At 40.0% G+C, this 11993-nt stretch carries 11 protein-coding genes; 4 read left to right on the top strand and 7 right to left on the bottom strand.

The window, feature by feature from the left end; all coding sequences use genetic code 11:
* Positions 1 to 38 precede the first annotated feature (38 nt).
* The 3 genes from EOK74_RS02255 to EOK74_RS02245 are packed head-to-tail and all read left to right on the top strand — an operon-like array spanning position 39 to position 2364.
* Positions 39 to 758, top strand: coding sequence for a sugar-binding protein (locus EOK74_RS02255; protein ID WP_133468482.1), 720 nt, complete (start codon positions 39 to 41; stop codon positions 756 to 758).
* Positions 759 to 763: 5 nt separating this feature from the next.
* Positions 764 to 1213 carry an acyl-CoA thioesterase gene (locus EOK74_RS02250; RefSeq protein ID WP_133468286.1) on the top strand — a complete coding sequence of 150 codons (450 nt, stop codon included), beginning with the start codon at positions 764 to 766 and terminating at the stop codon, positions 1211 to 1213.
* 17 nt (positions 1214 to 1230) lie between these two features.
* Entirely contained in the window at positions 1231 to 2364 is a 1134-nt protein-coding gene (locus tag EOK74_RS02245; RefSeq protein ID WP_239023979.1) for a retropepsin-like aspartic protease family protein, read from the top strand.
* Positions 2365 to 2718: 354 nt separating this feature from the next.
* Here EOK74_RS02245 and EOK74_RS02240 read toward each other — a convergent pair whose 3' ends face one another.
* The 5 genes from EOK74_RS02240 to EOK74_RS02220 all read right to left on the bottom strand — a co-directional run bounded on the left by EOK74_RS02240 (position 2719) and on the right by EOK74_RS02220 (position 5298).
* Positions 2719 to 3435: a hypothetical protein gene (locus tag EOK74_RS02240; RefSeq protein ID WP_133468284.1), complete on the bottom strand. Its 717-nt coding sequence runs from the start codon at positions 3433 to 3435 to the stop codon at positions 2719 to 2721.
* A gap of 494 nt (positions 3436 to 3929) precedes the next feature.
* On the bottom strand, positions 3930 to 4277 hold the full coding sequence (locus EOK74_RS02235) for a GFA family protein (protein WP_133468283.1): 348 nt from the start codon (positions 4275 to 4277) through the stop codon (positions 3930 to 3932).
* Positions 4278 to 4439: 162 nt separating this feature from the next.
* A complete protein-coding gene (locus EOK74_RS02230; protein ID WP_133468282.1) occupies positions 4440 to 4646 on the bottom strand; it encodes a hypothetical protein in 207 nt (68 codons plus the stop codon).
* Positions 4639 to 5001, bottom strand: a complete 363-nt coding sequence (locus tag EOK74_RS02225) for a hypothetical protein (RefSeq protein ID WP_133468281.1) — start codon at positions 4999 to 5001, stop codon at positions 4639 to 4641. The genes EOK74_RS02230 and EOK74_RS02225 overlap by 8 nt, the downstream gene beginning before the upstream one ends.
* An 87-nt stretch (positions 5002 to 5088) precedes the next feature.
* On the bottom strand, positions 5089 to 5298 hold the full coding sequence (locus EOK74_RS02220) for a helix-turn-helix transcriptional regulator (RefSeq protein ID WP_133468280.1): 210 nt from the start codon (positions 5296 to 5298) through the stop codon (positions 5089 to 5091).
* A gap of 674 nt (positions 5299 to 5972) precedes the next feature.
* On the opposite strand from EOK74_RS02220, the gene EOK74_RS02215 reads away from it, so the two are divergent.
* On the top strand, positions 5973 to 6572 hold the full coding sequence (locus tag EOK74_RS02215; protein ID WP_133468279.1) for a hypothetical protein: 600 nt from the start codon (positions 5973 to 5975) through the stop codon (positions 6570 to 6572).
* Between the two features lie 484 nt (positions 6573 to 7056).
* Here the strand turns inward: EOK74_RS02215 and EOK74_RS02210 are convergent, their stop codons facing one another.
* Positions 7057 to 10518, bottom strand: coding sequence for a chondroitinase-B domain-containing protein (locus EOK74_RS02210; RefSeq protein WP_133468278.1), 3462 nt, complete (start codon positions 10516 to 10518; stop codon positions 7057 to 7059).
* 479 nt (positions 10519 to 10997) lie between these two features.
* Positions 10998 to 11852, bottom strand: coding sequence for a PA4780 family RIO1-like protein kinase (locus EOK74_RS02205; protein WP_133468277.1), 855 nt, complete (start codon positions 11850 to 11852; stop codon positions 10998 to 11000).
* Between the last annotated feature and the right edge of the window lie 141 nt (positions 11853 to 11993).

Raw genomic sequence — 11993 nt, 5'->3', positions numbered from 1 at the left:
TTACCCAATTAAAGCAATCATCAGGAAGATAGAAATTGATCAGTAAATATATACTATTGGCTAGCCTAATTAGTACACCCATAGTGGCAAATGAAATAGCATTTACGCCGACAACAATCAAAATAGACGGCATAGCAGAATCAACATGGGACCAAGCTGATTGGCATGATATTCCTTACCTTATTCAAGGCGAACAGCCTAGCGCAGCCGACTTCTCTGGCCGCTACAAAGTGTTATGGGATAACCAATTTTTATACGTTCAAGCTGAGATTGTTGACGACATACTTATTGATAAAATTGCTGACCCGTTAGAGCGTTACTGGGATGATGATGCCCTTGAAATATTTATTGATAGTGACGCATCTGGAGGTAATCACCAGTTTAATCATACGGCTATGGCCTATCATATTGCCCTAGACAACCAAGCCATTGATATTGCTGAAGACAAAAGTCCTCGAGATTTTAATGATCACCTTGTTAGCCAGTGGAAACGAAGTAGCACCGAGCCTAACCATATTATTTGGGAAGTAGCGATTAGGCTTTATTCCAATGACTTTACAGATGCCAAGCCATTGCCACCTATGCCTTTAAAAGCAGGGCAAAAACTAGGATTTATGCTGGCCTATTGCGATAACGATGGTAGCGATATCAGAGAGCATTTTGTCGGCTCTCACGATATTAAACCTGTAAATGGTGACAAAAACCGAGGCTGGATAGACGCTGGGGTATTTGGCCAATATACGCTAAAAAACCAATAACTCCGATGAACTGGCTGCTCCCTAACCCATTTTTGCACACTTGGAAAATTGCCCCAGAGCACATTGATCACTATCATCATGTCAATAATGTGGCCTATGTAAAGCAACTAGAGGTCACCTCTTGGGCCCATTCTAACCATCTAGGTTTAACAATTGAGCAATATCAAGAAATTGATAGGGGCATGGCCATAAGTCGGCACGAGATAAACTATTTGGCCGCAGCCCATGAAGGAGATGCCATAGACTGCGCAACTTGGATAGTGTCTTGTGATAGTAAGATAAAGTTGTCAAGGCAATTTCAATTTATAAGACGTCGCGACAAGGCTACTTTACTCACAGCCAAAACCGATTTTGTATGCATTGAATTATCTACAGGCTTGCCAAAAAGAATGCCTAAAGCATTTTCATCTGTTTATGGCCCTGCTTGCATCTCTGTTACACCGGAGCCTAAGTAGTGAATAGGTGGCACACAATGCTAGTCTTGTTGCTAACCCTATCTATTAGCTTAAACGTATACCTATTCTTTTCTATTACGACAGAAAAAACCTTAAGTTCTACCCTCAATTCAACAAAAAACACTAAACAACAAACCATCACTCAGCCAATCATTAGGCAGTCAGATGCAGGTCAAAGCCATTCTACGAAGCTTTTTAACAACCAAGAAAATGACCAGGCCACCGCTGGCCAAACTACAAACAGAGAGCTATTACTAGAGCAAGCCAATGAATGGTTACAGAATAGAGAGTTTGCGGCGCTTATTCCTTTTCTACAAAACTACTTAAAACAACACCCGCAAGATATGGCATTTTTACTTATAGAAGCCAAAATGAAAGTTGAAACCGAGTTACTCAGCGACGCCATTAGCCATTATTACGACTTGCAGCGCAGCCCCATGACGGCAGCACAGCAAACCGAAGTAGAACAACAAATTAGCAAGCTCACCGAAACTACTATTACTCAGTTAGAACGCAATTACTCTTGGGATATTTTGGCCATGTTTGTGGAGCCATTGTTGCAACTCGAACCCACCAGCAGATTGTATATTTTGTCGTTAGCCACAGCCTATGCCCAGCAACTGCAAGCAGGGTTAATGGAAAACGTCTTAGGGGCATTAGACTATTACGACCCAGACGCACAAAAAGTCAGACAAATAGTGTTAGCACAACTGCCTGCAGAACAGCACACAACACCAGAAGAGCAAACACAACCCCAAGAAAATGAAGTCATTGCCCGTTCAATCCCCCTTAAACAAGTCAGAGACCAATACCTAGTTAGTGGCGTATTAAGTGGTAACCCAGTGAACTTGTTGATAGACACAGGAGCTTCTATCACGGCTATTTCTGAGCAGTACTTTGACAGGCTAAGCAATCGCTATAAAGTCAATCACCTAGGGCGCTTTACTATTGGCACCGCAGGCGGCAGTGTTATGGCAAGCATCTATGAATTTCGAGAATTGACACTACAACATGTCACAGTCAAAAACTTACCCGTAGTAGTATTGCCAATGGAAGGGATCAGCAATGCAGACGGTTTACTAGGAATGAATTTTCTACGGGAGTTTGATTTTAAAATTGACCAAAAAAATGCACTAATGTTTATTGAATAACGCTCATCAAATAGAACAGCATCAAACAGCCTTAGATGTGCCAATAGCGGTCATTGCGCATCTTAAATTATCAATTCAACTATACGCCCAAAGCGGACTAAATAACTTAACAGGTTGAACGGTAAACTTAGTAACAAATGATACGTTTTAGCGAACCTGCCCCCACAGGTTCTCAATAGCGAAAGGAGTTGATGAAGCGCTGCGGCACATATTCGATGATAGGCTTTATCAACAATTGCAAGAACAAGATTTGCATCATAAAGATGTTTACTAAAAGAAAAAAATGCAGGCTTTGGTGAGTTAAATTAGGGTAAAGGTCTAGGTGTTATAATCTTTACAGCAAGCGTCGCCATTTCAATTACTTGCTTGTGGGTGCTTAAATTCTTTTTCTAACATTTTGAACTGCTCAAGTAGAATAGGAATTAACTTAGCATGCTTTTTATGAACAAAGTGATAGCTTGGGTAAACATCTATCACCTTAGTAGCCCACTTATCATTCAACTCGATACCAACATCTTTATGATAAGGCAATACAATGCCATTTACTCTGCCTGATGAAAGCATCTCTAGTAGGTGCTTCATATTCAAAACTTGGGTTACATGGGGCGTAAATGGGTTTTTAGCCAAATAATAATCAAAGGCTTTAAAGCCTCGTACCGTTGCCACAATATCCAGATTTTCCACATCACATGGATGACACCTAGCTGGATCGGTTACCAGCATTATCTCAAATTCAGCCAGCGCATAAGGCACTTTAAGTAAATTAGGATATTCATTAGTAACGGTATCAGTTCTTATCAGCACACCATCAAGACGGCCAGCATTGGCTTCAACTATGCTTCGAGCCATAGGGTAACCATAATGTTCAACTTGAAACCCTAAGTTTTCGTAAGACTTATCTAATACATCGCGAAGATACTTTGTTAGTGGGTTGGTAGCTCCGCTACTTTTTCCAGGTAAAAGAATGGTTTTTGCCTCACCTTTTTGGAGTTGCGCAAGGTTTGACTGGGCTTTGCAATTTAATGCAAAGCCCATAAAGCTTAAAAACAATAACACCTTAAAAGTAATCATGATGTTTACCTGATTGAGGATGTCGTTACGATAAAGCGGCCCTGCTTAGTGCCTCAGATAAAAACCAATGCACGCTTAACAGCTTTAATCACTTATACGTGGAACAACTCCTGTAAACCACTCTATATATACTGAGATTGAGATAAATTGAAACCGAGGCTCTAGCTTTATTTTGAAGTAATTCCATTAGTTAATGGCTCAATAACTAAGAGACCAATCCCAAGAAAAATAGTTCAAAAGGCAACGAACACAATATTCAAATAGTCTACTAGATCTCAACCTGCATAGTGCAAGTTAAATTCAGCTTATTATGAATATAAAAACAAATCAAAGTCTTCACTTCTAAGTCAAGATCGAAATATTTCAACTCGATACTCACACATGTTATGAATGCTTCAGCGAATCTAACCTTGCAAGTTTTCCCAATAAGCCGACGAAAAGGTTGTAGCGATTTAAGGTCGGATTAATTAGATTGTTATGAGTTTTTACGCTCATTATTTCATTCCAGCGCCAACAGTAGCCCTAACCGGTATACCTTCAGACTTAAAACCTTCAAGGCAGAACACATTTACACCAAAATAGTCAGGTGTAACTCGTTTTCTGTGGAATGGATAAATACCACACGTTTTACAAAAATAGTGCTCAGCTGTATTTGTATGAAACTGATAAGTGCTTAGATTTTCTTCACCAGAAACAATTCTCATGAAATTTTCATGAACTTTAACCATAAGCGCATTTTTCTTTACGCAGATTGAACAGTCACATGTAGTTAATTCGGGAAAGTCACTATCGATTTCGAATTGGACGGCATTGCAGTGACAAGATCCTTTATAGGTTTTCATATGCTCCCCATTTTACTACTCATAGCGAGAGTGTAGAAAACCCCACCTTAAGATTTATGATAAAAACAAATTGTATAGACACCCACTCTAATTTCAAAAAAATTACGATGGGTGTCCAGTTAGCGGTTTTTAGCTGAAAAACCTTGTTGGCTAAATGTATGCTTAATGCCATCTTTCCAAGAACCAAGAACCAAAAACAAATACGCCATCGTCCAAATTATTTGAGTACGAGATTATCCAGCCATTTAAGCTACCGCTTTTATCGGAAGCTACTTGAAAGCGCTGTGTCTCACCAAATGAATCAATTATTAACGGTAAAGCTGGCATTACGCCAGCCTCCGTCATTGCTGCTAACAATTTATCATTCATCGTTTGCAGACTCCCTTGGATAACTCTCTAGAATTAATTCTTCCAGTCTCACTCTAGTGCGAATATGTATTGGAAGCTTTAACGCTTGATTAATGGTAACTAACTTCCATGCCCAAGATTTACTTGGCGAAGATACATCATGGACAGCAATCCAGTATCCGAGCTTAAAAAGTATTGGGTTTATGTTTTGCGTAATATTGTGTGCATTATTACTTGTTAATCCATGCTTACTAAGCTCATCTGTTAAAATGCACGGGTTGGCTAAAATTACTTTTATCCAATCTTTATGCGTACCACAAGAATTGATTAATTTGTCCAGTGGGTTTGCACTACAGATTTTTGTGTTAATATTCATTCTGAATTCTCTTTTTAGTGGGGTTTTCAAATAAAAGGCTGGTGTTCAGTCCGGCAAGATAGACACCAGCTTTTTGCCGTTTTACTTTCATGCTGCTTCCTTTTTGCTGTTATCAATACTCGTTTGAATATAATCCTCAATATCTGACTTAATCCAAAAAACAGAGCGACTTCCAAGATTGACTGACTTGGGGAAAACCCCTTCGGTCATTAATCGGTAGATTGAAGTGCGGCTGTATGGGATCAATTTCATGACATCATTGAGCTTAATTATTTCGTTTTGGGGTTTAATATCCATTATGTATAGCCTCGTTTGTTTGTAAGTAAGTTTTGTCGTAAGAAGTATCTCAAACGCCAGTGAGAATATACTATTTCTCACCTCGTCTTGCAAAGTTTAATTTTTTGTAACCATTTGATTTTAAAGAGAAAAAGTATCACATGTGATATCCCTGCTAATGTCTGTTCTGTGTTATTGAAAAGGTAAGATTATGTTTTTAAAGAATAAGTTTTGTTGCTTATTGGGTATCATATTTGATACAAAGAAGGCTAAAATATTTACTTTTGCACTGAAAAAAATTCAGTATCCGACACGTTCGACAATCGCGGACAAATAAAAAAGAATAAAGGGGTCGGAATAAAGGGGTCGTAGTCAATTTAAATAATAAATTTCCCGCTAATGTGAGGGATTTTCAGAGAAATTAAAAATTGATACTGCTTAGGTCAGTTTTTAGGCAATTTTTGGATTTGACCAATATTACTTAAAGGCAAGAAAGTGCCTAAATATCCATTTTTTGAACGTCCGCTATCTTGGGCAAAGCAGCCGTTCGGCTATGTTTGCTACTATGTCTGCTTTCGCCCAAAGCGGATATAAACATATCCAAATAAATCGGGTGATCTACCCCCTTGATTTCGACTTGCTTAATTTTACACTGACCCTTATATTTCTTAAAACGGAATAAATTAAGGACAATCATGAGTTTATTTGGAGATGGAAAGGAAACAAAGAACCTTTGGACAAAAGCAACTACAGGCGAAAAGTGGTTTCTGTTTCTGTCTTCATTTTTATCAGCAACTTCAATTGCCACACTTGCTGAATCAATAATCAAATGGAGGGGCTTCATTAGAACGGGGGTTGAGTTTTATGACAGCTATTTCATAGAACCAATTTGTAGTTTATTTGACACCCTTAATATAAATATTTCCGTCTTTGAAATCACTTCATCTATATTATTGGTTATTGCTTTTAGAGCCGTTAATCTTTCTAAAATTGAAGCTAACAGTTTTGTTGAATTTATTCTCAACAAAACTAAACAATTCCCTTTGTCAGGCTCACTTTTACTTATTTGTATGGCGGTTTTATTCGCATATGTTATAGGTTATATAACAGGCCATGTTTTCGATATTGGTGCAGTTAAAGGTTATCTATTCTTAGCTTATTTTGGGACATTGCTGTTTTTAATTTGCAGCGTCAGAGTTAAATCTAGAGGTTTCTTTGAATTAGTCAGTATTTATAATTTGCCTTTTATTCTTGTGGGAATTGCTGCCGCTATCAATAAAGGCCTATCAGCATAAATAATGAAAATATAAGATATTCACAGAGGATGTAAATTAGATAAAGCAAGTAAGTAAGTCGATTCACACAAGTCATTGTCGCCACAGATGCAGCAACCGTAATAGCACGGAAAAGTAATGATTTTAAAACTTTAAAATTACTGCCTAGAGAATGCTCGGCCATTAGATTACTTAAACAAGTCCAGTAAATCAGGAATAAAGGGCTAGAGTGAACTTTTAGTCCGCTTTGGGTCGAAAACTGACCTTAATCCAGACTATCAGACAATTTTCAATATGTCTGCAATTCGCTCATAGCAGAGCCTAGTATTAGTGTAGATATTTGCTCATAGAGAGTAAGCCCATTGAAACCGGGTGTGCAGAAAAACAGTTTGTTCTATTGGTTTATTATCAAGGGTTTAAAAACAAAAAAGGCAAAGAAGAGCAGTTAAAAGCAGTCACTTACACTGCCTTAATCTGCTCCACCTTGCCTTATTTTATAGGGCTTTTACAAAGATGGGTGTGATACTAATCTAAAGCTATCAACATAAACTTCTGAACCGTCTTCTGGTGTCCCTTGTGAGGTTAAACTAAAGTCATCTATGCGGATATCGTCACCTAGGGTAGATTGATATTTTGCAAAGATAGTAATGCTAGTGTTAGCCCCTGAATTAAAGGTTAGGGTATCAGGTCTGAAGTCATCATCGCCCTCATCTTCTGATGATAGGTCGCTATAAACAGAATCCTTAGAAGCAATCACATCACCGCTATCAAAATCACCATCCACGACCGCATCACCAGTATGGGCACCAAACAACACTGTCGCATCTTGCTCATCACTACTTTTAAGTAAGATATACATAGTTAGGGTGTACTCAGTATTAGGTTCAACTGCAATAGTCTGAGCAATATACGGGTCATAGGGGGTACCACTATCATCATCATTGTATTTGAACTTGATAGAGCCATCGTTACCCGATGCTGAATTATCTGAATCTTGCACCTGTCCGATACCTGTGCCTTCATTCACCACCCAGCCATCTTGGTCATCATCGAAGTTATCGTTTTCAATATCAGTGCTCAATAACACTGAGTCATCAATTGAAGCAGAAATATCCACACTGGTAGCCGTACCTGAGTTAAAACTAACGGTAGTGAAGTTATAACTATCAGAATTTGATTCAGCCGAATACATGACACCACCCACATCAGCACTCAGTTTACCTGGGCCAGAAATATAAGCAGACAAGGTATAATTAGTGTTTTCTGCCACTGTGAGGGTTTGTGATAGTGAGTCTGTGGCACTGTCAAATTTGACACTGCTTCCCCTAGAGAACACTTCGTCAGTTTCTGTGGTTATTTCTGCGCCTGTATTAGTCCAACCATTAAAGTTTTGAGAATCAAAGTCATCATTACTAATGGTTACCTGAGCAATATAAGGCGTACCTACTGGCGCGGTATAACTTAGCGGCCCAACTAAATCAGGCGTTAACAAGCCCCTCATATCTGTTGCAGCTAGCACTTCTGTTAGTATTTCATCAGCGCCAGATACGGTACTGTCAGAACGAGTCTGTCCGTCCATATCTTTTGTAGGTAGTAAAAACCCGCCAGTATCTGCTGTTAAATCGGCAGACAAGTCAGCACTATTTTCCGTTGGGCGATACAAACCATCACTGTCTGCGCTTAACATTGGGTCAGCAAAGGTAAATCCGTCAACGCTGACTAAAGTTTCGTCATCGGCTAGGCTCTGGCCATAAATGTAGTTACCAGCAAATACCGAGTTGTTAGGCATTTCGTCAGAGTTTCTAAATACTGGGCCAATGGCGTCAGCCACCACGTTATTGACAAAATACACCTCTTCGGGATTGTCATCTTCATTGCCAGCAAACAGGTTAATACTATTCACACTGTCTACCACAGTGTTGTTGGCAACTAATACATTTTCGACATCTTGATAACCATTTGAGGTTGAGCCATCTGATGCACTTATCAAAATACCACCATAAAAGCCTGAACTTGGATTACGGGCACCTTGAATATAGTTATTGGTTACACTGTGGTTAGCGTCGACGATTCTTACGCCACCAGCGAATGGGTTTCCATCACCAATAATATAATTATTATCGATAGTGGTACCTTCACCGTGGCGACTAACGATTGAGCCGCGACTGTTACGAATAGTGTTGTGTGCAACGGTTACGCCACCTGCTTTCACAGAGATAACCTCAGCTTCGCCATCTATACGTTCAAAATAGTTGTGTTCAACCACCGCAAATGAATCACTAGTATGGGTAGAGCTGGTGCCAATTCGAATACCTTCATACTCGTTATCGCTATTATCAGCATAAGCTACGCCGCCAAAAGGTGGGCGGTCTGCAAAATAGTTGTGGTCAATTTGCGTTCTGTCTTCTGTGCCAGGCTCATCACCTCGCTCTACAATAAAGAGTGCTCCGCGGGTTTCTTTGCCTGATACCCAGTTATGATCAAAACGGTTACCACTGCCATAGATTTGGAACCATTTGGTGCTGTTGTCTTGGCCAGCATCCATATTCACAAAGGTGTTTTCAGTAATACGGCAATTGTTACACGCTGTATTACTGTTGGCGCGCGTTTGCAACAAACTGCTATCCATGTTGCCATCTTTAAACACAAAGCCTTGGAAAACCACATACGAGCCAGTCATTCCAATTGAAGACTCACCATTAATGATAACGTCACCAGGCACTGCGGCAGCCACAGTAATTGGCAAGGCTTCTGTGCCTGCGCCACCAAAGCTCAGTTCAAAATCACCGTAGGTGCCAGAAGCTAAACACACAGTTTCGCCAGGTGTCATATCATAACTAACGGCATCTTCTAACTCACTAGTAGAGCTAACGGTGACAGTACAATTAACTGTTGGAACGCTGTCGTTGTCACCAATACTTCCTTTGGTTAACCCAGCAGTTGCAGTGCTAACACCAGAAATGGTAATCGATATAGTGGCATCGCTGCCATCAGCTGAGCTTACTGTTACTTCATCTACTATGCTGTCGGATTCAGAAGCCAAACCTAAAACTGTGGTATTGGTGGTGTCTAAGGTGTAGGTCCACATGCCATCGGTAGCAATAGAAAACGTACCATAACTGGTAGCCACTGAGCTTTGCGCCACAAAAACATCTTCACCTGTATCAAGGTCAGTAATACTCAAGGTGCCCGTTACAGCTGTGTCTAAATCGTTGCTTATAGCAGAGCTATCTACACCGCTGCCGGTTCCAAATGTAGGGTCTTCATTTACACCATTAATGGTAATGGTCAAGGTGATGGCCGTACCGTCAACAGAGGTTACCGTTACCGTATCATCAACACTGTCGTTGGCGCCTAAAGCAATTATGAGGGCGTTGGTGTTATCCACTGTGTAGGTCCACTGCCCATCAGTATCTATTGTAAAACTACCAAAAGATATAGTCGCGGCGGTTTGTGCCACTGTTGCATCTTCGCCAGAGTCTGGGTCGGTTACTACTAGGGTTCCTGTGGCTGTGGTTCCGTCAGCGCTAAGGCTGCCAGTGCTATCACCAGAAAACACTGCGGGTGTATTCGTACCAGCTACCCCAGAAATAGTAATAGAAATACTTGTTGTGGTGCCATCTACCGAGGTAACGGTAATAGCGTCAGATAAGGAACTAGCAGTGCCAACTAGGGCTAGCACATCTGCATTAGTGGCATCTAGGGTGTAAGACCATTGACCATCCACACTTATAGTAAAGGTTCCATATGAAGTAGCTGTATCAGTTTGAGCAAGGGCTGAATCTTCACCATCATCAGGGTCTGATACAGACAAGGTACCAGAAGTACTGGTATCTGCGGATGTTAATGCGCCATTCAAGTCCCCAGAAAAAGAGGCACTGGTGTTATCTGTAGAGTCATCATCATTACTACTGCCGCAAGCAGAAAGTGCCGAGACAATAGCTAAAGCTAAAATTTTCTGTTTCATGATTTATTCCTTTATTTGCTGTTTAAAGCGTCAGTTCTGAGACCCAAAAATACTGCAGATAATCGCTATTCAGATATCAGTGGCCAGTACCATAACAAAAGACATTACCAAAAACACACAAATAAGTTACATTTTTCAAACATATTCAATACAAGTTGGTAATACCAATTTAAAGAAACAATAAATACTTAATAAAAACAAGAGCATAAAACATTAAATCAGTCGTCAGCTTTAAAACTACAAATAACCTTTTGGTTATAGAGACGCTAGCAAAAAAGACAAAACCTATATTACCAATTTAATAAATTTGTAATTTGGACTGTGTTGACACTTAAAAATAAAAAGGTTTTGAAGGGAAGCCTGTTAAAGCAAGTAACTGGTTACAACATAAAAAACTTGTCGCTAAGATACTCAAACGACAGGTTAGATTTACAAATAGAGAATTATGGAATCGCTGGATAGCAAAATAAGTAAGTGTACTAAACTTCGTTTGCTTCTTTAATACGTTCTATGCGCTCTTGCTCTTCAGCAAAAGCGGCTTTGATTTCTTCAAGTACTGAGTCCACATTAGCGTCTTCACCAGAGTCTTCAAAGTGTCCAGTTAGTTGAGTTTCAGGGGTAAGCTCTCCCGCTTCAAATAAGGCCCACATTTCATCGGCGTAACGGGTGTTAATTAATTCAGGGGCATATTGGCCGTAATATTCATTCATATTACGAACATCACGTTGCAACATACTAAAGGCATTATTATTTGCGGCAGCATCTACTACTTGTGGCAGGTCAATAATCACGGGGCCGTAATCATCTACCAACACATTAAATTCTGACAAATCGCCATGAACTAAACCAGCGCATAACATTCTCATGACGTAGACCATCATAAGCGCATGATCTTCGATGGCTTGCTCGGCATCCATAGAGACATCGTTTAATCTTGGCGCGACTTCGCCTTCATCATCGGTCACCAGCTCCATCAAGAGTACCCCGTCATAACAGCCATATGGCTCGGGTACTCTTACATCTGCTTTTGCCAATTTAAAAAGCGCATCAACTTCGGTATTTTGCCAGGCTTCTTCTTGTTGCTTACGGCCAAACTTAGAGCCTTTCTCCATGGCCCGAGCTCGGCGAGTATTACGTACTTTTCTGCCTTCTTGATACTGAGCTGCTTTTTTAAAGCTACGCTTCATTGCTTCTTTATAGACCTTGGCACACCGCACTTCTTTACCACAACGCACTGCATATACAGTTGCTTCTTTGCCACTCATCAATTGATATAAAACTTCATCAATTAAGCCATCAGCAACCAAAGGTTGTAGTCTTTTAGGTATTTTCATCTGGTCCTATAATTAAGCGACACCTGTCGCTGCAACAATATTTATACGTAATTTTTGGGCTTAGGCCCAAAGCCTTTGATTTGTATGATAACAAAATTACACCAATGAAACAGTTTATCCATTAACAAATCATTACAGCCA

Source organism: Paraglaciecola marina (genome assembly GCF_004360155.1).
In the GTDB taxonomy this organism is placed as follows: Bacteria; Pseudomonadota; Gammaproteobacteria; order Enterobacterales; family Alteromonadaceae; genus Paraglaciecola; species Paraglaciecola marina.
This window is presented reverse-complemented; position numbering and strand designations above follow the sequence as displayed.

Bases quoted from the DNA above. Each gene is read 5' to 3' on its own strand.
- EOK74_RS02250 (WP_133468286.1), top strand. From the start codon at position 764: ATGAACTGGCTGCTCCCTAACCCATTTTTGCACACTTGGAAAATTGCC.
- EOK74_RS02245 (WP_239023979.1), top strand. From the start codon at position 1,231: ATGCTAGTCTTGTTGCTAACCCTATCTATTAGCTTAAACGTATACCTA.
- EOK74_RS02240 (WP_133468284.1), bottom strand. From the start codon at position 3,435: ATGATTACTTTTAAGGTGTTATTGTTTTTAAGCTTTATGGGCTTTGCA.
- EOK74_RS02235 (WP_133468283.1), bottom strand. From the start codon at position 4,277: ATGAAAACCTATAAAGGATCTTGTCACTGCAATGCCGTCCAATTCGAA.
- EOK74_RS02230 (WP_133468282.1), bottom strand. From the start codon at position 4,646: ATGAATGATAAATTGTTAGCAGCAATGACGGAGGCTGGCGTAATGCCA.
- EOK74_RS02225 (WP_133468281.1), bottom strand. From the start codon at position 5,001: ATGAATATTAACACAAAAATCTGTAGTGCAAACCCACTGGACAAATTA.
- EOK74_RS02220 (WP_133468280.1), bottom strand. From the start codon at position 5,298: ATGGATATTAAACCCCAAAACGAAATAATTAAGCTCAATGATGTCATG.
- EOK74_RS02215 (WP_133468279.1), top strand. From the start codon at position 5,973: ATGAGTTTATTTGGAGATGGAAAGGAAACAAAGAACCTTTGGACAAAA.
- EOK74_RS02210 (WP_133468278.1), bottom strand. From the start codon at position 10,518: ATGAAACAGAAAATTTTAGCTTTAGCTATTGTCTCGGCACTTTCTGCT.
- EOK74_RS02205 (WP_133468277.1), bottom strand. From the start codon at position 11,852: ATGAAAATACCTAAAAGACTACAACCTTTGGTTGCTGATGGCTTAATT.